The organism is Clostridium porci (assembly GCF_009696375.1).
Lineage (GTDB): Bacteria > Bacillota > Clostridia > Lachnospirales > Lachnospiraceae > Enterocloster > Enterocloster porci.
Window position 1 is genome coordinate 23,144 of the sequence record NZ_VUMD01000005.1, and the last position, 22,089, is coordinate 45,232.

General features: G+C 48.3%; 20 protein-coding genes. 19 read left to right on the forward strand and 1 reads right to left on the reverse strand.

The genetic code is table 11. From position 1 onward, the window contains the following. The first annotated feature begins 252 nt into the window (after nt 1-252). From FYJ39_RS06745 to FYJ39_RS06800, 12 genes are all read left to right on the forward strand, one after another. Nucleotides 253-1,296, forward strand: a complete 1,044-nt coding sequence (locus FYJ39_RS06745) for an acyltransferase family protein (protein ID WP_154471713.1) — start codon at nt 253-255, stop codon at nt 1,294-1,296. A gap of 337 nt (nt 1,297-1,633) precedes the next feature. Beyond that, on the forward strand, nt 1,634-2,770 hold the full coding sequence (gene recA / locus FYJ39_RS06750) for a recombinase RecA (RefSeq protein ID WP_235919770.1): 1,137 nt from the start codon (nt 1,634-1,636) through the stop codon (nt 2,768-2,770). Beyond that, entirely contained in the window at nt 2,767-3,384 is a 618-nt protein-coding gene (locus FYJ39_RS06755; protein ID WP_154471714.1) for a regulatory protein RecX, read from the forward strand. The genes recA and FYJ39_RS06755 overlap by 4 nt, the downstream gene beginning before the upstream one ends. Before the next feature lie 144 nt (nt 3,385-3,528). Then, on the forward strand, nt 3,529-5,067 hold the full coding sequence (gene rny, locus FYJ39_RS06760; RefSeq protein WP_154471881.1) for a ribonuclease Y: 1,539 nt from the start codon (nt 3,529-3,531) through the stop codon (nt 5,065-5,067). A gap of 377 nt (nt 5,068-5,444) precedes the next feature. Beyond that, the gene (locus tag FYJ39_RS06765; protein ID WP_154471715.1) at nt 5,445-6,419 is read left to right on the forward strand and encodes a hypothetical protein; all 975 of its coding nucleotides are present in this window, start codon (nt 5,445-5,447) and stop codon (nt 6,417-6,419) included. A 117-nt stretch (nt 6,420-6,536) separates the two neighbouring features. Further along, the gene (locus tag FYJ39_RS06770; RefSeq protein WP_154471716.1) at nt 6,537-7,826 is read left to right on the forward strand and encodes an HD-GYP domain-containing protein; all 1,290 of its coding nucleotides are present in this window, start codon (nt 6,537-6,539) and stop codon (nt 7,824-7,826) included. 160 nt (nt 7,827-7,986) lie between these two features. Beyond that, the gene (gene leuB / locus FYJ39_RS06775) at nt 7,987-9,078 is read left to right on the forward strand and encodes a 3-isopropylmalate dehydrogenase (RefSeq protein ID WP_154471717.1); all 1,092 of its coding nucleotides are present in this window, start codon (nt 7,987-7,989) and stop codon (nt 9,076-9,078) included. A gap of 31 nt (nt 9,079-9,109) precedes the next feature. Then, nucleotides 9,110-10,786 (forward strand): dihydroxy-acid dehydratase, encoded by a 1,677-nt coding sequence (gene ilvD, locus FYJ39_RS06780; RefSeq protein WP_154471718.1) that lies wholly within the window; start codon nt 9,110-9,112, stop codon nt 10,784-10,786. Between the two features lie 28 nt (nt 10,787-10,814). Further along, nucleotides 10,815-12,497 carry a biosynthetic-type acetolactate synthase large subunit gene (gene ilvB, locus FYJ39_RS06785; RefSeq protein WP_154471719.1) on the forward strand — a complete coding sequence of 561 codons (1,683 nt, stop codon included), beginning with the start codon at nt 10,815-10,817 and terminating at the stop codon, nt 12,495-12,497. A 275-nt stretch (nt 12,498-12,772) separates the two neighbouring features. Beyond that, nucleotides 12,773-13,858, forward strand: coding sequence for a 3-phosphoserine/phosphohydroxythreonine transaminase (gene serC, locus FYJ39_RS06790; RefSeq protein WP_154471720.1), 1,086 nt, complete (start codon nt 12,773-12,775; stop codon nt 13,856-13,858). 26 nt (nt 13,859-13,884) lie between these two features. Then, nucleotides 13,885-15,048: a phosphoglycerate dehydrogenase gene (locus FYJ39_RS06795; protein ID WP_154471882.1), complete on the forward strand. Its 1,164-nt coding sequence runs from the start codon at nt 13,885-13,887 to the stop codon at nt 15,046-15,048. Nucleotides 15,049-15,144: 96 nt separating this feature from the next. Beyond that, entirely contained in the window at nt 15,145-16,383 is a 1,239-nt protein-coding gene (locus tag FYJ39_RS06800) for a DUF1015 domain-containing protein (RefSeq protein ID WP_154471721.1), read from the forward strand. Here FYJ39_RS06800 and FYJ39_RS06805 read toward each other — a convergent pair. Beyond that, a complete protein-coding gene (locus FYJ39_RS06805) occupies nt 16,380-16,727 on the reverse strand; it encodes a hypothetical protein (RefSeq protein ID WP_154471722.1) in 348 nt (115 codons plus the stop codon). The two genes, FYJ39_RS06800 and FYJ39_RS06805, sit on opposite strands and share 4 nt — an antisense overlap. Nucleotides 16,728-16,881: 154 nt before the next feature. Between FYJ39_RS06805 and FYJ39_RS06810 the strand changes: the two genes are divergently transcribed. The 7 genes from FYJ39_RS06810 (at nt 16,882) to FYJ39_RS06840 (ending at nt 21,997) form a co-directional block, all read left to right on the forward strand. Further along, complete coding sequence (locus FYJ39_RS06810) at nt 16,882-17,436, forward strand: DUF3793 family protein (protein ID WP_154471723.1); 555 nt, start codon at nt 16,882-16,884, stop codon at nt 17,434-17,436. A gap of 33 nt (nt 17,437-17,469) precedes the next feature. Continuing rightward, nucleotides 17,470-17,892 carry a flavodoxin gene (locus tag FYJ39_RS06815; protein ID WP_154471724.1) on the forward strand — a complete coding sequence of 141 codons (423 nt, stop codon included), beginning with the start codon at nt 17,470-17,472 and terminating at the stop codon, nt 17,890-17,892. A 274-nt stretch (nt 17,893-18,166) separates the two neighbouring features. Beyond that, complete coding sequence (locus tag FYJ39_RS06820; RefSeq protein ID WP_353954573.1) at nt 18,167-18,379, forward strand: FeoA family protein; 213 nt, start codon at nt 18,167-18,169, stop codon at nt 18,377-18,379. A gap of 74 nt (nt 18,380-18,453) precedes the next feature. Continuing rightward, nucleotides 18,454-18,675 carry a FeoA family protein gene (locus tag FYJ39_RS06825; protein WP_054346530.1) on the forward strand — a complete coding sequence of 74 codons (222 nt, stop codon included), beginning with the start codon at nt 18,454-18,456 and terminating at the stop codon, nt 18,673-18,675. Between the two features lie 83 nt (nt 18,676-18,758). Further along, nucleotides 18,759-21,233: a ferrous iron transport protein B gene (gene feoB, locus FYJ39_RS06830; RefSeq protein WP_154471725.1), complete on the forward strand. Its 2,475-nt coding sequence runs from the start codon at nt 18,759-18,761 to the stop codon at nt 21,231-21,233. Nucleotides 21,234-21,371: 138 nt separating this feature from the next. Further along, nucleotides 21,372-21,644 carry a Fur family transcriptional regulator gene (locus tag FYJ39_RS06835; RefSeq protein ID WP_154471726.1) on the forward strand — a complete coding sequence of 91 codons (273 nt, stop codon included), beginning with the start codon at nt 21,372-21,374 and terminating at the stop codon, nt 21,642-21,644. After that, on the forward strand, nt 21,626-21,997 hold the full coding sequence (locus FYJ39_RS06840; protein WP_328597526.1) for a heavy-metal-associated domain-containing protein: 372 nt from the start codon (nt 21,626-21,628) through the stop codon (nt 21,995-21,997). Before FYJ39_RS06835 ends, FYJ39_RS06840 begins: the two co-directional genes overlap by 19 nt. Nucleotides 21,998-22,089 lie beyond the last annotated feature (92 nt).

Below are 22,089 nucleotides of genomic sequence, written 5' to 3' on the forward strand. Positions count from 1 at the left end.
CCAGAGCTGACTGCCAGATAAAAATGGCCCTCTTCCCTATGCAAGGGCTGTAAAGCCTGGGGAGGCGGCCTTTTTGCTTTCCGGCAAAGCTGTTAATGAGGTAATGGGTTCTGTAAAATTGATAAGGAAGGGTCTCCTGGAAAGAAGCCTGTGCCGCGTCCAGGAGATGGCTGTCAAAATCTGATTTTAAGAAAAATGCAAATAGAACCTCGGAATTACCTAATAGGTATTCTATAAGAAGGGAGGCCCTGTATGGAGAAGGAATTTCGCGGCAGGATATACTGGCTCACATGTTTCTTCAGCATTCTGGTTATATGGCTGCATTCCTTTAACGGGGAATTGTTCCTGGGAGCCACTGAGACAGGCGCATGGGTGGATCGGGTGGAGCGGGCCGTAGGGAGCCTGGGACAGATTGCGGTGCCCGGTTTTTTTATGGTATCCTCCTACCTGTTCTACCGGGGCTTTACCTGGAAAAAGCTGCTCCCCAAATGGCGTACCAGAGTGAATAGCCTTCTAATCCCTTATCTTCTTTGGAATCTTTTGTATTATATAGGCTATGTGGTCGCTACCCGCCTTCCGGGAGTTTCTCATGTGATAGGAAAAACGCCGGTGCCCTTTAACCTGGAACAGGCAGCTGCGGCTGTCGTCCGCTATGCCTACAATCCTGTATTCTGGTATCTGTACCAGCTGATTCTTTTGGTTGCTCTGGCCCCTGTTATCTATGTCTTGTGTAAAAACACCTGGGTGGGAGGCGTGAGTATTCTGACTGTCATGTTTGCCCTCTGGAAAAACTGGGATTTTCCTTTTCTGAATATGGATGCCTTTTTCTACACCTGTACAGCTGCTTATATAAGCCTTCACAGAGACGGCTGGGGCCGGGCGGCAGAGCATAGCGGCGAGGGGAGGAATCGTTGGCTGCTGCCGCTGGCTCTTCTTCTTGCGTCCGGAAGTCTGGCGTTTCTTGGACAGCCTGGCAGATGCCTGTATGAAACGGCTTTGTTTACTGTGTTATTCAGGCTGTTGGGGGTATGCGCAGCCTGGGTGGTATCAGGCTATATAAAGTTTCCCAGAACAAGGGAGTGGATGAAGCACAATTTCTTCCTTTATGCCATTCACTTTGCGTGGGTAAGGCTTTTTAATAAAGCAGGAGCCTTCATACTGCCTGCTCGTCCTGCCTCAGCCCTGCTCATGTTTTTTTTGATGCCGGTGTTCATGGTGGCCTTAAGTCATTGGATTGGAAAAGGTCTTGCGCAGGTGGCTCCAAAGGTTTTCAGAGTTTTGTCAGGAGGCAGATGATGACCTGTTTTTTGCCTTCTTTTTCTTTGAATGATTGCAAAAACCGGCAGGTTATGATATTCTTTAATTACATTCGCAGAATGTTCTTTCTGCGCGGCTTTGGTTCTGCCTTTCGGGGCTGTCATTCAGGTGTATGCACAGGCGCCAGCAGGCGGGCGGTTCGCCCGGCGTTCACAGAGAATTGGGAATGAAGGAAGTATAAGATAGGTAGGTGGATGGGAAAATAAAGGTTGACATTTAAATGAATCTATACTATGATTGTAACAGGAAAGAACGTTTGTTCGAATTGGAGGATAATATGGCCAGAGAAGAAAAGAATCATGTGATCAACAGAGATATGAATAAAGAAGAAAAGCTGAAAGCCCTGGATGCAGCCCTGACCCATATAGAAAAAGCATATGGAAAGGGCTCTGTCATGAAGCTGGGGGATAGGGCGGCTCGTATGAATATAGAGACAGTGCCTACAGGCTCGATCAGTCTGGATATAGCCCTGGGCCTTGGGGGCGTTCCAAAGGGAAGGATTGTAGAGGTGTATGGACCGGAGTCCTCTGGTAAGACCACCGTAGCCCTTCATATGGTGGCAGAGGTTCAGAAGCGGGGTGGTATTGCCGGCTTTATTGATGCAGAGCACGCTCTGGACCCTGTATATGCAGGAAACATAGGCGTGGATATTGATAACCTGTACATATCCCAGCCGGATAACGGAGAGCAGGCATTGGAGATTACTGAGACTATGGTTCGTTCCGGCGCAGTTGATATTGTGATTGTGGATTCTGTGGCTGCCCTGGTTCCCAAGGCGGAGATTGACGGTGAGATGGGCGATTCCCATGTGGGCCTTCAGGCAAGGCTGATGTCCCAGGCTTTGCGCAAGCTTACGGCTATTATCAGCAAGTCCAACTGCATCGTAATTTTTATTAATCAGCTTCGTGAAAAGGTAGGAGTAATGTTCGGCAATCCAGAGACTACCACAGGAGGCCGCGCCCTTAAGTTCTACTCATCTGTACGGCTGGATGTCCGCAAGATCGAGACGCTAAAGCAGGGAGGAGATGTGATTGGCAACCGTGTCCGCGTAAAGATTGTGAAGAATAAAATTGCGCCGCCCTTTAAAGAGGCTGAGTTCGATATTATGTTCGGTAAGGGTATTTCCAAGGAAGGCGATATTCTGGATCTGGCAGTGAAGGAGAATATTGTGGAGAAGAGCGGCGCATGGTTTGCCTACGGCGGCATCAAGATTGGACAGGGCCGGGAAAACGCCAAAAGCTACCTGCTGGAGAATCCTTCGGTTTGCTCTGAGATAGAGGCTAAGGTGAGAGCCCGGTACGAGCTTCCAGGCACAGAGGAAGCGCTGAAGCCAGAGGCAAAGGAGACCTTAGAAAGTTCCAAAGGCGCTCCAAAGATGCCGGAGGGCAGCTCCAAAGGAGAGATAAGGACTGGAGCAGGAGCAGACTTTGGGGATGCTCCTGAGAGAAAATGACGGTCGCAGCCATCATCCCTGTAGATAAGAGAAAGAGCAAAGTGCTCCTGGAGGAGGGCTTTGCCTTTGTTTTATACAGAGGTGAGCTGGAACAATTCGGCATCCGGGAAGGGGAGGAGTTGGGAGAGGACACCTTCCACCGTTTGCTTACGGAGATTCTGATGGACCGGGCTAAGGAGCGGGCCCTCTATCTCCTGGGAGCCTCCGCCAAGACGGAGAGTTGGATGCGCAGGAAGCTTTCCGGGGAAGGCTATCCGGCGGAGGCTGTGGACTATGCCCTGAACGTTTTAAAAGAGTACCATTATATTGATGATAGGGCCTATACAGAAGCCTTTATCCGTTTTACATGCGGGAAAAAGAGTCTCAGGCAGATTGAATTTGAGCTTCAGCAGAAGGGAGTTTCAAAGGAGCTGATCCGATCGGTTCTGGAGGAATTTCCTGTAGATGAGGAGGAAAGCGCCAGAGGGCTTTTGGTAAAACGCTTGAAGGGAAGGACTGAAATTACCCGTGAGGAAAGGAACCGTCTGGCGGGATACCTGAGCCGGAAGGGATATTCCTTGGATGTAATTAACCGTGTGATAAGGGAGTTTGAGACCTCCGGCAGTTTGGAATGAAGGAATTGAATTTTGTCTATATTGACTGGATTACCGGAAATTGGGAGGAAGAGTCTTGACATAATTCTGTAAAAAGTATAAAATTAATGCGTTGTAGTTTGTACAATGAAAATTAAATAAGGAGGTGCTCCTGTGTTACAGATAATGGTCCCTTTGATGATGATCATCACAGTAATTGCGGCTATTATTGTCTGGTTCGCGGCACGCAGCTACGAGCGTAAGCAATATGACAGCAAGGTGGGAAGTGCGGAAGAGAAATCCAGAGAAATAATAGATGAAGCATTAAAAACCGCAGAGACAAAGAAGCGAGAAGCTCTCCTGGAAGCCAAGGAAGAATCCTTAAAGACGAAAAATGAGTTAGAGAAGGAAACCAGGGAAAGAAGGGCAGAACTTCAACGGTATGAAAAACGTGTATTAAGTAAAGAAGAAAACGTTGAGAAGAAGGCAGATGCATTAGAAAGGAAGGAGGCTGACCTGGTCAGAAGGGAGAATATTCTTACGAAGCGCACAGCGGAAGTGGAATCCCAGTATGAGCAGGGGATGCAGGAATTAGAGCGGATATCCGGTCTTACCTCCGAACAAGCAAAAGAATATCTTTTAAAATCTGTTGAAGAAGATGTAAAGCATGACACAGCTAAATTGATTAAGGAACTGGAAAACAAGGCAAAAGAAGAGGCTGATAAGAAGGCAAGGGATCTGGTAGTTACCGCTATTCAAAGATGCGCTGCGGATCACGTTGCTGAGACAACAGTTTCTGTTGTACAGCTTCCCAATGATGAGATGAAGGGCCGCATCATCGGGCGGGAGGGACGCAATATCAGAACCCTGGAAACCCTGACTGGTGTGGAGTTGATTATCGACGATACCCCGGAGGCAGTAGTATTATCTGGGTTTGATCCGATACGGAGAGAAGTTGCAAGGATTGCATTGGAGCGTTTGATTGTGGACGGACGTATCCATCCGGCCAGGATCGAGGAAATGGTTGAAAAGGCGCAGAAGGAAGTGGAGATCAACATGAGGGAAGAGGGCGAGGCTGCCTGTCTTGAGGTTGGTATTCATGGAATTCATCCTGAGCTGGTTAAGCTCTTAGGTAAGATGAGATTCAGAACCAGCTACGGACAGAATGCCTTGAAGCATTCCATTGAAGTGGCTCAGTTGTCAGGACTTCTGGCATCGGAGCTTGGTTTAGACGTGCGTTTAGCCAAACGTGCCGGTTTATTACATGACATTGGCAAATCCGTTGACCATGATATGGAAGGAACCCATGTTCAGTTAGGTTCGGATCTTTGTAAAAAATATAAAGAGTCAGCAACCGTATTGAATGCGGTGGAATCCCATCATGGCGATGTTGAGCCCACGAGCCTTATTTCTTGTATTGTCCAGGCTGCTGATACAATTTCTGCTGCCAGACCTGGTGCAAGACGTGAGACTCTGGAAACATATACAAACAGATTGAAGCAATTAGAAGATATTACAAACTCCTTTAAAGGAGTAGACAAGTCCTTTGCGATTCAGGCAGGCCGCGAGGTTCGTATCATGGTTGTTCCGGATCAGATTAACGACGACGATATGATATTGCTGGCCAGAGACGTTTCCAAGCGTATTGAGGAGGAGCTTGAGTATCCGGGACAGATTAAAGTAAATGTAATCCGGGAGTCCAGGGTTACTGATTTTGCAAAATAATTGTTCGGAGAATAAACACATATGCCCTAAACCCGTAGTAAATATGTTTATTACGGGTTTAGGGCATTTTTCCGTGTCACTGTCCAAGTCAAATACTTTATATCTACAAATCTTTGCTTCTATATCCTGCCGAGGGAGCCAAAGGAGGCCGATTCGGTCTAGTTTCCAGGTGTTGGAACCCCTTTTTTCAGAGATTTTAATGTGATAAAATGAAAGAAACATATATATGAGATATTACAAAACAGTACAGAAAAGAAGTACAATCGTAAGGATTTATGTATTGACACAAAATAGAAAAACAGATAAAGTAGAAATAAATAAATTACTGATAACAGTTACATATTGACCCATTGAGAAAAAAGAGAAGGAGATACAGAATGTTTCAGAAAAGAAGGGGGTGGCTGCTTGGACTTTTGGCCGGTGTTCTGGCTGCTGCAATGGTGTTTCCGGCCTATGGGAGCAAACGCAGCCCCATTAAGTCAATTACCTTTAGCATAAAGGCCAATATCCTGCCGGATACAGAATACGGAGAGGAAGAAATCGAGCTTGAGACGAACAGCAATCGTTTCTCCATTGATGGCTATGAGGTGCTGAATGAAGGGTTCGGGTGGAGTGAGGATTCTCTGCCAAGGCTCAGGGTTACTATGACTGCCGGAGATGATTATTATTTTACCTCTCTTTCAAAGGATAAGGTTACTATCAAGGGCGGCGCTGAATTTGTGAAGGCTACAAGGCAGGATTCAAATTCCACCCTGCTGATGGAAATCAAGCTTCCCTCTCTTGGAGTGACTCTGAGAGAGTTGGAAGATGTAACCTTATCCGATAACGGCATCGCTTCGTGGGATGAGATTAAAACAGCGGGCAGCTACGAGGTAAAGGTGTACAGAGACGGACAGCCTGTAGGAGCTGTTATGGAGACTAAGACAAACAGCTTAAACTGCCGTGAGAAGCTGACCAAGGGGAACGCTTCCTATACAGTTAAGGTGCGCCCTGTGAATCAATATGATAAGAGCCAGAAGGGCAAATGGGTGGAGTCCGCCAGCATATACATCGATGAGGAACGGGCAGCGCAGTTTAAGGAAAACCCTGTGGGAAGCGAGGGGAGCTGGGTGCAGTCACCCGTAAACGGCAGATGGTGGTACAGTATCTCAGAGAAGGATTATCCTGCAAATTGCTGGTATAAGATTGGAGATAAGTGGTATTTTTTTGATGAAGAAGGATATATGAAGACCGGTTGGATACAGTGGGAGGGTAAGGAGTACTACTGTACGGAGAATGGCGACATGCTTACCGATTGTATGACGCCGGATAATTATTGGGTTGGTGAGGATGGAGCAAAGATTGCCCAGTAATCAGCCAATGGCAAAATACCAAGCATGAGATGCCGTAAGGATATGATATCATATACCTGCGGCATTTTACTGTATAAAAAGGGTCTGAGACGAAAAAGAAATACGAAGGAGGGGCTTATGGAGGACTACATTTTGGCAGTTGCCAATAAGGATATCATGGATATGGCCAAGAGGGCCTTTGATCTGGTAAATTCAAAACTGATAGGCCATGGGGAGCGGGTTGCCCATATTATGTATCGGCTGCTAAAAGAAACCGGCAGTTTTTCTCCCTTGGAAATCAGGAACCTTTTAATTCTTTCCGTCCTTCACGATATCGGAGCATATAAGATGGAGGAGATTGACCGGATGCTTGCATTTGATACAAAGAATGTGAGAAATCATTCCATCTATGGGTACCTGTTTTTTCATTCCTTTACGTTTTTGTCAAAAACAGCCCCCGTTGTTTTGTTTCATCATTCCCACTGGAGCGCCTTAAGGCAGATGAAGGATATTCCTGGACCCATAAGGCAGGCGGCCCAGCTGCTGCATCTGGCAGACCGGGTAGATATCTATATCCAGAATCCCAGGTATAAGAATGGTAATCAAGAACTGATAGAGAAGCTGAAGGATGCCGGTGACGAAGTATTTTCACCTGAGATTATAAATCTGGCCTCCGGCATGGACTTTTTTCTGACGGAGGAAGCTTGGAAGAAGGAGAATCGGGAATTTGAGATGGCGATGGAGGCGGTGCCTTTAACGGAGCAGGAGAAGGAATCGGTATTAAAAATGCTTATATATGCCATTGATTTCAGAAGCCCTTATACAGTAACTCATACGATTGTTGCTACAGTGATCAGCCAGGTGCTTGCAGAACGTCTGTGTGAGGATTACGAGGAGATAAGGGATGTATATTGGGGCGCTATGCTCCATGATTTGGGAAAGATAGGAATACCTGTGGAGATCCTGGAATTTCCGGGGAAATTAAGCTCTCAGGATATGAAAATAATGAAGGATCATGTTACTTTAACGGGATATATTCTTGGAGACAGCGTATCGCAGTCAGTCAGGGAGATTGCTTTGCGCCATCATGAAAAGCTGGATGGCTCCGGCTATCCTAGAGGGCTTTCGGCAAAGGAGCTGAGTACTCCTCAGAGGATTGTGGCCGTAGCGGATGTTGTCAGCGCTCTTACAGGTGTCAGAAGCTATAAAGGAGCATTTCCAAAGGAGAAAACAAGGGCTATTCTGACAGAGATGGCCAGGAAGGGCTTTTTGGATGTTCAGATCGTTGCTTACATGACGAAGGAATTTGATGTAATTATGGAGCGGGTTCAGGAGAAAACGGGGCCTGCGCTGAAGGCGTACGGTCAATTACAGAGCCGGTACGAAGCACTTTCATCATTTATGGAAGAGAAACGATGGATACCATAACTTTTATTTATGTTAATAATTCCAAACATATATATTTCTCTATGGGGAAATTCCTGTGGAGAGGTTGAAATACCTCCTAAAATAAGATATGATGAAAAGAAATTAGTATACTCGCTAAAAGTATAACTTAAAAGAATAGAACTCAGGAGAGATATGCAAAATGAATTATAAAATTACTGTGATTCCAGGAGATGGAATTGGCCCGGAGATTGTGAGAGAAGCGAAGAAGGTTATGGATAAGGTGGGAAGGGTCTATGGACACAGCTTTGGGTACACTGAGGTTTTGATGGGGGGCTGCTCCATTGATGCCTATGGTATACCTCTTACAGAGGAGGCCCTGGAGACTGCCAGAAGGAGCGACGCAGTTCTTCTGGGAGCCGTAGGTGGAGATGTAGGAAATTCCAGGTGGTATGACGTGGCTCCCAATCTGAGGCCGGAGGCAGGCCTTTTGGCCATCCGCAAGGGGCTGGGGCTGTTTGCCAATATACGTCCTGCTTATCTTTACAGGGAGCTGGAAGGGGCCTGTCCTCTTAAGAAGGAGATTATCGGAGACGGCTTTGATATGGTGATTATGAGGGAGCTGACCGGCGGTCTTTACTTCGGAGACAGGTATACCAGGGAGGTGGACGGGGTCATGACTGCAGTGGACACCCTCACATATAATGAAAAGGAAATACGCAGGATTGCTGTTAAGGGCTTTGAGATTGCCAGAAAGCGCAGAAGGAAGGTTACAAGCGTGGACAAGGCCAATGTGCTGGATTCCTCCAGGCTTTGGCGTAGGGTGGTGGAGGAAGTGGCAAAGGAGTATCCTGAGGTAGAGCTGACTCATATGCTGGTGGACAACTGTGCTATGCAGCTGGTGATGAATCCAGGGCAGTTTGATGTGATTCTCACAGAGAACATGTTTGGCGATATCCTTTCCGACGAGGCAAGTATGATTACCGGCTCAATCGGTATGCTGTCCTCTGCCAGCATGAATGAAAGCAGGTTTGGCCTCTATGAGCCGAGCCATGGCTCCGCTCCTGATATTGCGGGAAAGGATATGGCAAACCCAATCGCAACCATTCTTTCGGCAGCTATGCTTCTGCGCTACTCCTGTGATTTGGATCAGGAGGCGGATGCTATCGAAAAGGCGGTCCGGGAGGTTTTGGCAGAGGGCTATAGAACCGGCGACATTATGTCCCGGGGATGCGAGCAGGTGGGAACCAGCTCCATGGGAGATTTGATTGCAGGAAAAATCGGTTCAACTTGACACTATTATAATAAGCAGGAGGAATACATAGATGAAAAGCGACGCAGTTAAGACAGGTATGCAGCAGGCCCCTCACAGGTCATTGTTCAACGCTCTGGGGATGACAGAAGAGGAGATGAAAAAGCCTCTGGTGGGAATCGTCAGCTCCTATAATGAAATAGTTCCTGGTCACATGAACCTGGATAAAATTGTGGAAGCGGTAAAGCTGGGGGTAGCCATGGCAGGGGGAACGCCCGTGGTGTTTCCGGCCATTGCGGTGTGTGACGGGATTGCCATGGGACATATTGGCATGAAGTATTCCCTGGTTACCAGAGATTTGATAGCGGACTCTACCGAGTGTATGGCTATGGCCCATCAGTTTGATGCTCTGGTTATGGTACCGAATTGTGATAAAAATGTTCCGGGCCTTCTGATGGCGGCCGCCAGAATTAATATTCCTACGGTATTCGTCAGCGGCGGCCCTATGCTGGCGGGACGGGTGAAGGGACAAAAAACCAGCCTGTCCAGTATGTTCGAAGCAGTGGGCTCCTATTCAGCCGGAATTATGACAGAGGAGGATATTCTGGAATTTGAGGAAAAGGCATGTCCTACCTGCGGCTCCTGCTCCGGCATGTATACAGCCAACAGTATGAATTGTCTTACTGAGGTATTGGGTATGGGGCTTAAGGGAAATGGAACCATACCGGCTGTCTATTCCCAGCGTATCAAGCTAGCGAAGCATGCCGGAATGCAGGTGATGGAGATGTACCGCCAGAATATTCGGCCAAGGGATATTATGACAGAGGAAGCATTTATAAATGCTCTGACTGTGGATATGGCCCTTGGATGCTCCACCAACAGCATGCTGCATCTGCCGGCTGTCGCTCATGAGGCGGGCGTGGAGCTGAATGTGGATATAGCCAATGAAATCAGTGCGAAGACTCCGAATTTGTGTCATCTGGCTCCCGCAGGCCGGACCTATATGGAGGATTTGAATGAAGCAGGCGGTATCTATGCTGTGATGAATGAGCTCAGCAAGAAGGGGCTTTTAAACCTGGACTGCATGACTGTTACGGGAAAGACAGTTGGAGAGAATATAAAGGGCTGTGTTAACAGAGATCCGGATACGATCCGTCCTGTGGAGAAGCCCTACAGCAGGACAGGCGGAATTGCCATTTTAAAGGGGAATCTGGCTCCGGATTCGGCAGTTGTAAAGCGTTCGGCAGTTGCCCCTGAGATGTTAAAGCATGAAGGCCCTGCCAGAGTGTTTGACTGTGAGGAGGAAGCGGTTGCAGCTATTAAGGGCGGAAAGATTGTTGACGGAGACGTGGTGGTAATCCGATATGAGGGCCCTAAGGGCGGCCCTGGCATGAGAGAGATGCTGAATCCCACCTCAGCCATTGCAGGTATGGGCTTAGGCTCTACGGTAGCATTGATTACAGACGGTCGTTTCTCCGGCGCGTCCAGAGGCGCATCCATCGGGCATGTGTCACCGGAGGCTGCAGTAGGAGGGCCGATTGCTCTGGTGGAAGAGGGAGATATTATTTCCATTGATATAGATAATCATCAGTTAAATGTTCTGGTATCAGACGAGGAGCTGGCCGAAAGGAAGGCCAGGTGGAGGCCCAGAACACCTCAGATTACCACCGGGTATCTGGCAAGGTACGCTTCCCTTGTGACCTCGGCTGACAGGGGCGCTGTGCTCCAGGTGAGACAGGAAGCGGAATAGATTGTGAAAGAAAGGGAGTACCATATATATGAGCAAATTGACGGGGGCAGAGATTGTAGTTGAGTGTTTGAAGGAACAGGGAGTGGATACTGTCTTTGGTTATCCGGGCGGGGCTATCCTGAATATATATGACGCACTGTACCAGCACCAGAATGAGATTACCCACATTCTCACTTCTCATGAGCAGGGGGCGTCCCATGCGGCAGACGGCTATGCAAGGGCAACGGGCAAGGTGGGCGTGTGCCTGGCAACCTCAGGCCCGGGAGCCACCAATCTGGTAACAGGTATTGCCACCGCTTGTATGGATTCCATTCCGGTAGTCGCCATCACCTGTAATGTGACCAACAGTCTGTTAGGAAAGGATAGCTTTCAGGAAATTGATATTACGGGCGTGACCATGCCGATTACAAAGCACAACTTTATTGTTAAGGATGTAAACCGGCTGGCAAAGGTGATACGCAGGGCCTTTACGATCGCCCAGTCCGGGCGTCCCGGCCCGGTGCTGGTGGATATTACCAAGGATGTGACGGCTGCGGTTTGCGAATATGAGAAGGAGGCGCCTATGCCCATTGTGCCTCAAAGCGATACCATAAGGGAGGAAGATGTGGAGCGGGCGGTAGAAATGATCCGCAAGTCCCGCAAGCCTTTTATCTTTGTGGGAGGCGGGGCTGTACTGTCCAATGCTTCTGAGGAGCTGAGAGCATTTGCGGAGAAGCTTCAGGCGCCAGTGGCAGACAGCCTTATGGGAAAGGGAGCCTTTGACGGCGCCCACGAGCTGTATACAGGTATGGTGGGTATGCACGGAACCAAGACCTCCAATTTTGGAATTACAGAGTCGGATCTGCTGATTGTAGTCGGAGCCCGGTTCAGTGACCGTGTGATTGGCAATGCCTCCAAGTTTGCAAAGAACGCGAAGATTCTCCAGCTGGATATCGATCCGGCAGAGATCAACAAAAATATTAAGGTAGACGCCAGTATTATCGGCGATGTGAAGATCATTTTAAGGAAGCTGAATGCAAGGCTAGATCCGGCCAATCATGATGAATGGATTGCCCATATTGAGCGGATGAAGGATATGTACCCGCTGCGCTATGATAAGAATACGCTGACAGGGCCTTATATTGTGCAGACCATCAACGAAATAACACAGGGAGACGCCATAATTGTTACCGAGGTAGGACAGCACCAGATGTGGGCGGCGCAGTATTACCAATACCGCCAGCCCAGGACCCTTCTCACCTCTGGAGGTCTTGGCACCATGGGATACGGTCTGGGAGCGGCCATTGGAGCAAAGATGGGCTGTAAGGATAAGCGGGTTATCAACATAGCAGGCGACGGCTGCTTCCGTATGAATATGAATGAGATAGCCACAGCTACCCGCTATAATATCCCGATCCTACAGGTGATCATTAACAATCATGTGCTGGGTATGGTGCGCCAGTGGCAGACTCTTTTTTATGGAAAGCGCTATTCTCAGACTGTTCTTAAGGATGGGGTGGATTTTGTGAAGCTTGCCGAGGCAATGGGAGCCAAGGCTTACAGGGTAACTCAAAAGGAGGAGCTTAAGCCGGTGCTTAAGGAGGCGATTTCCCTGAATATCCCGGTTGTTATCGACTGTCAAATCAACTGTGATGAGAAGGTATTTCCAATGGTATCTCCAGGAGCGCCGATTGCTGACGCTTTTGATGATACAGACTTGAAAATTAATTAAAAACAGTGTATAGTTATCATTAAACACTTTGGTGACGTTATCAAATTACCTTGATAAAGCGCCGGAGCCGATTGGAAGGCAGCGGTGGGATGGACTGATACACGGTGGAGTATATGTTCAGAGGACTTCCTTTTATGTGTTCCGGCAGGTGGAGGCATACGGGGAAGTCATCTGTGTATATATATAGTCAGGAGGCGTAGCTGCTCAGGGCAGATGCCTGAAGCGTTGCCATAAGTATTACAGCAATCACAACCATTTAAGAGGAGGAAAACAAGATGAGCAGAGTGTACAATTTCTCAGCAGGCCCGGCTATACTGCCGGAGGACGTCCTGAAGGAAGCCGCGGCAGAAATGCTGGATTATAAGGGGACGGGAATGTCAGTGATGGAGATGAGTCACCGATCGAAGGCTTACGATTCCATCATCAAGGATGCTGAGGCAGACCTGCGGGATCTTTTACATATTCCAGGCAATTATAAGGTACTGTTCTTACAGGGCGGCGCTTCCCAGCAGTTTGCTATGGTACCCATGAATCTGATGAAGAACGGCGCTGCTGATTATATCGTCACAGGGCAATGGGCCAAGAAGGCATACCAGGAGGGCGGCATATACGGCAAAGCCAGGGCTATCGCTTCCAGCGCAGACAAAACCTTCAGCTATATTCCGGACTGCTCGGATCTTCCTATATCTGAGGATGCGGACTACGTGTATATCTGTGAGAACAATACGATCTACGGAACGAAGTTCTGGACTCTGCCCAATACAAAGGGAAAGACGCTGGTAGCGGATCAGTCCTCCTGCTTTTTGTCAGAGCCGGTGGATGTAACCAAATATGGCCTTATTTTTGCGGGGGCACAAAAGAATGTAGGACCTGCCGGAACGGTTATCGTGATTGTGCGCGAGGATCTGATTACGGAGGATGTGCTTCCCCAAACGCCTACCATGCTCCGCTATAAGATTCATGCAGATGCTAATTCCCTCTACAACACTCCCCCAACCTACGGTATTTATATGTGCGGAAAGGTGTTTAAATGGCTAAAGGCCAGAGGCGGCCTTGAGGCTATGAAGGAGTACAATGAGAGGAAGGCGAAAATTCTCTATGATTTCCTGGATCAGAGCAAGCTGTTTAAGGGGACGGTGGAGAGGAAGGATCGCTCTCTTATGAATATACCCTTTGTTACAGGGGACGACGAGCTGGACGCCCTTTTTGTAAAGGAGTCCAAAGGGGCAGGTCTGGAGAATTTGAAGGGGCACAGAACGGTAGGCGGTATGCGGGCCAGCATTTACAATGCTATGCCAATAGAAGGAGTGGAGAAGCTGGCGGCATTTATGGCCGATTTTGAGGAAAAGCACAGCAAATAGGTTTCTGATTAGAGGAGATGATAATGATGAAAAAGATTCATTGCTTAAATCCCATTGCAGCCTGCGGCACAGGGCTGTTTCCGGCAGATTATGAACTGACTGACAATTTAAAGGAGGCTTGCGCTGTTCTGGTACGGAGCGCCTCCATGCATGATATGGAGTTCCCTGAAAGCCTGTTGGCAGTAGGACGTGCAGGGGCGGGCGTGAACAACATTCCTCTGGATACGTGTGCGGAGGAAGGGATTGTGGTGTTTAATACGCCGGGAGCCAATGCCAATGGCGTTAAGGAGCTGGTCATCGCAGGTATGCTTATGGCCTCCAGAGATATTGTAGGAGGCATAGAGTGGTGTAAGGCCAACGCTGAGGACGACAATATTACAAAGGATACGGAGAAGAGCAAGAAGGCATTCGCAGGCTGTGAGATCAAGGGCAAGAAGCTGGGCGTAGTAGGCCTTGGCGCCATTGGGGCAGAGGTTGCCAACGCAGCCACCCATCTGGGAATGGAGGTTTACGGCTTTGATCCCTATATTTCAGTAAACGCTGCCTGGAAGCTGTCCAGAAATGTAAGGCATATTACCAATGTGGATACTATTTTCCAGGAGTGCGATTACATATCCATCCATGTGCCTTTGCTGGATTCTACAAAGGGTATGATCAATAAGGAAAAACTGACTTTGATGAAGGACGGAGTGGTGATCCTCAACTTCTCCCGTGATACTCTGGTAAATGATGATGATATGGAGGAGGCTCTAAAGGAAGGGAAGGTTCGTTACTATGTAAGTGATTTCCCAAATCCACGAGTTACTCACATGCCCAGAGTCATCCTGATGCCTCATCTGGGCGCTTCCACCCAGGAGTCTGAGGATAACTGCGCGGTGATGGCTGTGAAGGAGCTTACAGATTATCTGGAGAACGGAAATATCAGAAATTCAGTGAATTATCCAGCCTGCGATATGGGGGTATGCCAGGCGAAGAGCCGTGTGGCAGTTCTGCATCTGAATATTCCCAATATGCTTGGCCAAGTGACCGGAATTCTGGCAGAGCAAGGAGTTAATATTTCCGATATGACCAATAAGAGCCGGGATAAGTACGCTTATACCCTTCTGGATTTGGAAAATGTGCCTGAGGCTACGACAATACAGAAGCTGAAGGCTGTCCAGGGTGTCCTGAGAGTCCGTGTGGTGAAGTAAGAAATCCTATGCCGTATATGGCCTTCATGCCAGGGAAACCTGCTGTGAAGGCTGTAATTAATAAAGGAATCAAATAAAGAGAGTAGGAGATAAGAAATGGCAGTTGTAAAACCATTTGTATGTATCAGGCCCAAGAAGGAGAATGCTGCCAAAGTGGCTGCACTGCCTTATGATGTGTATAACAGGAGGGAGGCCTGTGAGGAGGTGGCGGGAAAGCCCTTGTCCTTTCTCAATATTGATCGGGCTGAAACTCAGTTTCCCAGTTCTGTGGATACCTATGATGACAGAGTTTATGAGAAGGCCAGGGAGCTGCTGGACAAGCAGATTGCTGAGGGCATCTATGTGGAGGACCAGAGGGAGAATTATTATCTTTATGAGCTGACCATGGAGGGCCGGAGCCAGACAGGAATCGTGGCCTGCTGCTCCATCGACGATTATATAAGCGGAGTGATTAAAAAGCATGAGAATACACGGGAGGACAAGGAGCTTGACCGTATCCGCCATGTGGACGTCACCAATGCGCACACAGGTCCTATTTTCCTGGCCTACAGACAGAATGAAGCCTTGAGGGTGATTGTGGACAAGGTGAAGGAGGGGGAGCCTGTCTATGATTTTGTTTCTGAGGATGGGATCGGGCACAGGGTATGGATCGTCAGCTGTCCTGAGGCTGTAACCGGAATCCAGTCTGCTTTCGTAAAGATTCCATCTACCTATATTGCGGACGGACATCACAGAGCCGCTTCTGCGGTTAAGGTGGGCTTAAAGCGCAGGAGGGAAAATCCGGACTACAGCGGAGGGGAAGCCTATAATTACTTTCTGGCTGTGCTGTTCCCTGACGAGGAACTGATGATACTGCCCTATAACCGGGTGATAAAGGATTTGAACGGGCTGTCAAAGGAGGCGTTCCTGGCAGCTGTGGAAGAAAAGTTCCTGGTTAAGGAGACAGGAAGGGAACCTTATGAACCCTCCGGGAAGGGCTGCTTTGGTATGTTTCTGGAGGAGACCTGGTATGAGCTGGAGGCGAAGAATGAGATTGTAAGCCACGATCCGGTTAAGGGACTGGATGTGTCGATTCTTCAGGATCAGCTTTTAGGCCCTGTTCTGGGAGTAGGCGATCCCCGCACAGACAGGCGGATTGATTTTATTGGTGGAATCCGTGGGCTGGGAGAGCTGGAGCGCAGAGTTCATGAGGATATGGCTGTGGCGTTTGCTATGTATCCCACCTCCATAAGAGAGCTGCTGGCTGTGGCGGACGCGGGACGGTTGATGCCTCCTAAATCTACCTGGTTTGAACCAAAGCTCAGGAGCGGACTGTTTATTCATCCATTGGGTTAAGACTGTATGATCCAGGACAGCTCCATTGGAAGCATAGCCTGATCCTCAAAGTGATGCTCCTGCGGCGTTTTTTGAGCGTAGCCGGGGCATCCGTATTTTCCATTACGATAGGTTTCTGCAGGCTTTGGAAGGGCTAAAATGATAGCGTGATAGCCCTTTGCTAGCAAAATTTCCAGTTCATTTCGATCAGTACTGTTGTGAAGCCGGGCAAGGAGAATGCCGCCTGCGGTGCCAACAAAGGTACAATCAAAACTCTCGCCTTCTGTGCTCCAACGGTTATATACAGATGAGTTATACTGGGGCTCTGATAATTTGCAGCCTCTGGTTTGACAAATCTTCTTCATGTGCGCCGCTTCTTTGGCAAGAAAAATTCTCAATAGACTTTCTTTGCTTTGCTTTTCTTATGAAGGTGTGCTATAGTTACATTTGGGTTAGAAATAACTAACCAATAAATACCTTGGCTTTGCAAAACGTCAGGATAGAAAACGGGGAGGCAATATGTCACTGGAGCAACATTTGATTGAGTACTGTTCGCCCACTCTGGCATCTCTGAAGACGGCCAGCCTTTTTAATCACAGCTACATATCGGATGAAGAGCTGGATAAGCAGCTTAAGCTGTGGAACGGACGTCTGCGGAGGAAGGGGATTTATCTGGTGGACTTATGCAGGAGGGGGAACAGGGCTCTTATTTATGTTTATCGGAGAAGCCATCTTGCAGCCGATCTGAGGCAGCCGGGAGTTGAAGCATTTCTGAAGGCTTATGGATATGAGGACGTAGATGTGGACAGGGCAGTTGCCAATATAAGGCGGCGTGTGGCTATGGAAATCCATTTTCCCCATGAAATTGGCGTTTTTCTGGGTTATCCACTGGGGGATGTGGTTGGATTTATTGAAAATGAAGGGAAAAATTGTATATGCAAGGGCTATTGGAAGGTTTACTGTGATGAATGTGAGGCGATTAAGGTATTTTCAAAATATAAAAAATGCAAAAAAGCCTATGCCCGTTTGTGGGAGCAGGGAAGGTCGGTATGGCAGCTTACGGTTGCTGTCTGAAGATAAATCATAAAAGAAGAGAGGTAATAGGGAATGAGTAAAGTGGCGGTGGTTTTCTGGAGTGGAACTGGCAACACGGAGGCAATGGCGGAGAAGGTAGCCGAGGGAGCCAAGACTGCCGGGGCTGAGGTAAGTGTATTTACTGCTTCGGAGTTTGAGGCAGCCAAGTTGGACGAATTTGATGCGGTTGCTTTCGGATGCCCGTCTATGGGAGCGGAGCAGCTGGAGGAAGACGAGTTTGAGCCGATGTTTGCAGAATGTGAAGGAAAGCTTAATGGTAAGAAAATCGCTTTGTTTGGCTCCTATGGATGGGGCGACGGGGAATGGATGCGCTCCTGGGAGGAAACCTGCCAGGGCGGCGGAGCTGTGCTGGCCTGTGATTCTGTGATTTGCAACGGAGCTCCGGACGCAGAGGCCCAGGAGCAGTGCGTAGCCTTAGGCAAAGCGCTTGCGTAGAAAAGGGAGGCAGAGCTAGGATATAGAGGCGTCTGTATGCTCAAAGGCGGCTGATTATGGCACGGGCAGCAGAGGGCAGGGCTGAGAAGGATGTGAGACAGCTCTGCCCTTTTCCTCCTATATTTTCTTTTAAAACAGAAAATTATTGAAAAAAATTATTGACATTTGAGTTCACTAGTGCTAACCTGAATTTGCAGTTAGGAGGATATAACCTTCCGGACTGTATATACGAATGATTAGAGGATCACGTCAATTTTACGAAAGGGAGTGATACATGATGCCTTTATCAATGGTAAAAGAGGGTCAGGAAGCATCCATAAAGCGGGTAGGCGGAAAGGAGGAGGTGCGCCGCCACTTGGAGAATATGGGATTTGTGCCGGGAACTGACCTGAAGGTGGTTTCCACAAACGGAGGAAATGTGATTGTAACGGTAAAGGAATCCAGAGTTGCCATCAGCAGGGAAATGGCGAACAAAATCATGGTATAGGAGAGCTTGCGCCAAAAACGGCAAGGAAAGAAACGGCCGGATCGCAGGTATGAAGAAGAAAGGAGCGGTTTGACATGCGCACATTAAAAGAGGTTAAGTGTGGAGACACGGTTTCCGTGATAAAGCTTCATGGGGAGGGAGCTGTTAAGCGCCGGATTATGGATATGGGGATTACAAAGGGGACGGAGGTATTTGTACGTAAGGTGGCGCCTTTAGGAGACCCGGTGGAGGTGAATGTAAGGGGATATGAATTATCTTTGAGAAAAGCAGACGCGGAGATGATTGAGGTACAGTAAAAGCTGCTTTTTTGCAGAGTCAGGTTAGTCTGAACTAATTTATTGATAAAATTTCTCAATAAGAGAATGAGGAGGATATGGAAATGTCGATTAAAATTGCTTTGGCCGGTAATCCCAACTGCGGAAAGACCACTCTGTTTAATGGACTGACTGGTTCCAATCAGTTTGTGGGAAACTGGCCTGGAGTGACAGTGGAGAAGAAAGAGGGTAAGCTAAAGGGGAATAAGGATGTTTATATCATGGATCTTCCGGGAATTTATTCCCTGTCACCCTACACGCTGGAGGAGGTTGTTGCCAGAAACTATTTGATTAAAGAGAGGCCGGATGCCATTCTTAACATTGTGGATGGCACCAATCTAGAGCGCAACCTCTATCTTTCCACTCAGCTGATGGAGCTTGGAATTCCGGTTCTGATGGCTGTGAATATGATGGACATTGTAAAAAAGAACGGAGATCAGATTGACATAAAGGCTTTAAGCAGAAAGCTGGGCTGTCCTGTTGTGGAGATTTCCGCTCTTAAGGGAACTGGAATCATGGAAGCGGCCGTACAGGCGGTTGAGCTTGCCCAAAATGGCCGTATAGGGGCGCCTGTACATACGTTTTCAGCAGATGTGGAGGCTGTGCTGGATGAAATTGAACGCTCCCTCAGCAACGACATACCAGAAGCGCAGAAGCGTTTTTATGCTGTCAAGCTTTTTGAGCGTGATGATAAAATTGCTTCTGGAATGACCATGGTTCCGGATGTGGAGAATCTGATTAAGCACACGGAGGAGGCTCTGGGGGATGATTCTGAGAGCATCATTACCAATGAGCGTTACAACTATATCACATCAATCATTAAAAGCTGCTACACAAAGAAACGTAAGGGGAAGCTGAGCGCTTCAGATAAGATCGACCATATTGTGACCAACCGCTGGCTGGCTTTGCCTATCTTCGCAGTGATTATGTGGTTTGTATATTATGTATCTGTTTCCACGGTGGGAGACTGGGCTACAACCTGGGCCAATGACGGCGTTTTTGGCGACGGCTGGCATCTTTTTGGCATAGGAACGGCCGCCTATGAGGAAGCGGCTGAGGAATATGCTGTGGAGGCTGCTAAGATTGAAGCCTATATTGCCGCTGCTTCTGAACAGGGTATTGACGCTTCTGTATTCGAAGCTGAGGAGCCTGACGAGGCGGGAATTGCCGCCTTTGAGGAGGCTGCAGGCGCTGCAGGTGTGGAAGCTGTAGCTGAAATTGAAGATGAGGAGGGCAATATAACCGCCTCTATTCCAGTGGCTGTTTCTGATTTTGCCGCTGCCATGGAGGCAGAGGAGCCGGAACCGGCAAGCTATGGCGTATGGGTGCCGGGCGTACCTGTAATTATAGGGAATTTCCTGGAGGCTGTAGATTGCGCTGATTGGCTCTCCAGCCTGATTCTGGATGGAATTATAGCCGGGGTGGGAGCTGTTCTGGGCTTTGTTCCCCAGATGCTGGTTCTGTTTATCTTTCTGGCGTTTTTGGAGTCCTGCGGTTATATGGCAAGAGTTGCGTTTATCATGGATAGAATTTTCCGCAAGTTTGGATTGTCTGGTAAATCCTTCATCCCAATGCTGATCGGCACAGGCTGCGGAGTTCCGGGGGTTATGGCCTCCCGTACCATAGAGAACGACAGAGATCGTAAGATGACGATCATAACGACTACCTTCATTCCCTGCGGCGCCAAGCTGCCCATTATCGCTTTGTTTGCGGGAGCTGTCTTTAACGGGACTTCCTGGGTTGCCCCAAGCGCTTATTTCGTAGGAATTGCGGCAATTATCTGCTCTGGTATTATTCTGAAGAAGACAAATATGTTTGCCGGAGATCCGGCGCCTTTCGTGATGGAGCTGCCGGCTTATCACATGCCTACGATAAGCAATGTACTGAGAAGCATGTGGGAGAGGGGATGGTCCTTTATCAAGAAGGCGGGAACCATTATTTTGCTGTCAACCATCGTGCTTTGGTTTATGATGAGCTATGGCTGGGTGGACGGAAGCTTCAGAGCCTTGGAGGCAGAGCAATTAAACAGCAGTATTCTGGCATCCATAGGAAGCCTTATCGCTCCTCTGTTTGCCCCCCTTGGGTGGGGAGACTGGAAGGCGGCTGTGGCGGCTGTTACCGGGCTGATAGCCAAGGAGAATGTAGTTGGCACCTTTGGAATTCTCTATGGCTTTGGGGAGGTGGCAGAGGACGGCGCGGAAATTTGGGGAAACCTTGCCTCCAGCTTTACCGTTGCCAGCGGCTACTCCTTCCTGGTATTTAACCTGTTGTGCGCACCTTGCTTTGCGGCAATCGGAGCCATTAAACGTGAAATGAACAATGGAAAATGGACCTGGTTTGCCATTGGCTATCAGACGATTCTGGCTTATGCCGTATCTCTCTGCGTATATCAGGTGGGAACTTCTGTTATAGAGAGAACCCTCGGTATCGGCACAGCTGTGGCTGCGGCTCTGATTGCTCTGTTTATATATCTGCTGCTTCGTCCTTATAAGGAGAGCCGATCGTTAAAACTGGATGGAAAAGCCGGAACCATTGTCTAAACGGAATAAGGGAATTTGAACATTTGGCGTCCAGGCCGGATTCCGGAACGGTTCCGGAATCCGGCCTGGACTGGCTTGCATGTAAACAGCTTGGGGCTTCTTAAGAGCTTGTCATTACATGGGAAGGAGATCTGATACATGCTGCAGAAGAAACAGGTAATTGAGGAATTCAGAAAAAGGGGAAAGAGGATAACAGGGCAGCGGGAAATGCTTCTGGATGTGATACTGGAGGGAAACTGGACCACCTGCAAGGATATCTATTACCAGGCCCGCAAGCGTAATCCAAATCTGGGAATGGCTACTATATACAGGACTGTAAACGCTCTGGAGGAGATGGGAGTTCTTTCTCGTACGTATCAGTATTCTTATCCGGAGGATAAGGAGGGGAAAGAGTGTCAACCGCGGTTATAACAACGCTGCTGGTAATAGCTGCAGTGCTGGGCATTAAGGGCTGTATAAAGCGTTTATATTCGGGGTGTTGCAAAGCCTCAGGGGAGAAAATGCCTAAGAGGCTGAGAGTGAAGGATAAGGATTTGTCTCACTACCCCTATGAGAAAGTATTGAAGGTGGATGGTATGTCCTGCGGAATCTGTTCTGTACGGGTGGAAAATGCTCTTAATGCATTGGAGGGAACATATGCCAGAGTGGACTTAGACAGGGGCCAGGCGGATGTCTATATGAAGGAGGATACCGGGGACGAGGCTTTGAGGGATGCGGTAAGGGAGGCTGGATATACGGTTTACAGGATTAATCGAATTAAATGAGGAAATTTCTCGATAAGCCTTGTTGTAATTGACTAACCAGGGGAAACGCAATTAGCATGAGTATAAGCCTTATGTAAATTACACGTAAAAGG

Bases quoted from the DNA above. Each gene is read 5' to 3' on its own strand.
- FYJ39_RS06795 (WP_154471882.1), top strand. From the start codon at position 13,885: ATGAAAAAGATTCATTGCTTAAATCCCATTGCAGCCTGCGGCACAGGG.
- FYJ39_RS06815 (WP_154471724.1), top strand. From the start codon at position 17,470: ATGAGTAAAGTGGCGGTGGTTTTCTGGAGTGGAACTGGCAACACGGAG.
- FYJ39_RS06770 (WP_154471716.1), top strand. From the start codon at position 6,537: ATGGAGGACTACATTTTGGCAGTTGCCAATAAGGATATCATGGATATG.
- leuB (WP_154471717.1), top strand. From the start codon at position 7,987: ATGAATTATAAAATTACTGTGATTCCAGGAGATGGAATTGGCCCGGAG.
- ilvD (WP_154471718.1), top strand. From the start codon at position 9,110: ATGAAAAGCGACGCAGTTAAGACAGGTATGCAGCAGGCCCCTCACAGG.
- FYJ39_RS06825 (WP_054346530.1), top strand. From the start codon at position 18,454: ATGCGCACATTAAAAGAGGTTAAGTGTGGAGACACGGTTTCCGTGATA.
- recA (WP_235919770.1), top strand. From the start codon at position 1,634: ATGAATAAAGAAGAAAAGCTGAAAGCCCTGGATGCAGCCCTGACCCAT.
- FYJ39_RS06810 (WP_154471723.1), top strand. From the start codon at position 16,882: ATGTCACTGGAGCAACATTTGATTGAGTACTGTTCGCCCACTCTGGCA.
- feoB (WP_154471725.1), top strand. From the start codon at position 18,759: ATGTCGATTAAAATTGCTTTGGCCGGTAATCCCAACTGCGGAAAGACC.
- FYJ39_RS06805 (WP_154471722.1), bottom strand. From the start codon at position 16,727: ATGAAGAAGATTTGTCAAACCAGAGGCTGCAAATTATCAGAGCCCCAG.
- FYJ39_RS06820 (WP_353954573.1), top strand. From the start codon at position 18,167: ATGATGCCTTTATCAATGGTAAAAGAGGGTCAGGAAGCATCCATAAAG.
- FYJ39_RS06800 (WP_154471721.1), top strand. From the start codon at position 15,145: ATGGCAGTTGTAAAACCATTTGTATGTATCAGGCCCAAGAAGGAGAAT.
- ilvB (WP_154471719.1), top strand. From the start codon at position 10,815: ATGAGCAAATTGACGGGGGCAGAGATTGTAGTTGAGTGTTTGAAGGAA.
- FYJ39_RS06835 (WP_154471726.1), top strand. From the start codon at position 21,372: ATGCTGCAGAAGAAACAGGTAATTGAGGAATTCAGAAAAAGGGGAAAG.
- FYJ39_RS06755 (WP_154471714.1), top strand. From the start codon at position 2,767: ATGACGGTCGCAGCCATCATCCCTGTAGATAAGAGAAAGAGCAAAGTG.
- rny (WP_154471881.1), top strand. From the start codon at position 3,529: ATGGTCCCTTTGATGATGATCATCACAGTAATTGCGGCTATTATTGTC.
- FYJ39_RS06745 (WP_154471713.1), top strand. From the start codon at position 253: ATGGAGAAGGAATTTCGCGGCAGGATATACTGGCTCACATGTTTCTTC.
- FYJ39_RS06765 (WP_154471715.1), top strand. From the start codon at position 5,445: ATGTTTCAGAAAAGAAGGGGGTGGCTGCTTGGACTTTTGGCCGGTGTT.
- serC (WP_154471720.1), top strand. From the start codon at position 12,773: ATGAGCAGAGTGTACAATTTCTCAGCAGGCCCGGCTATACTGCCGGAG.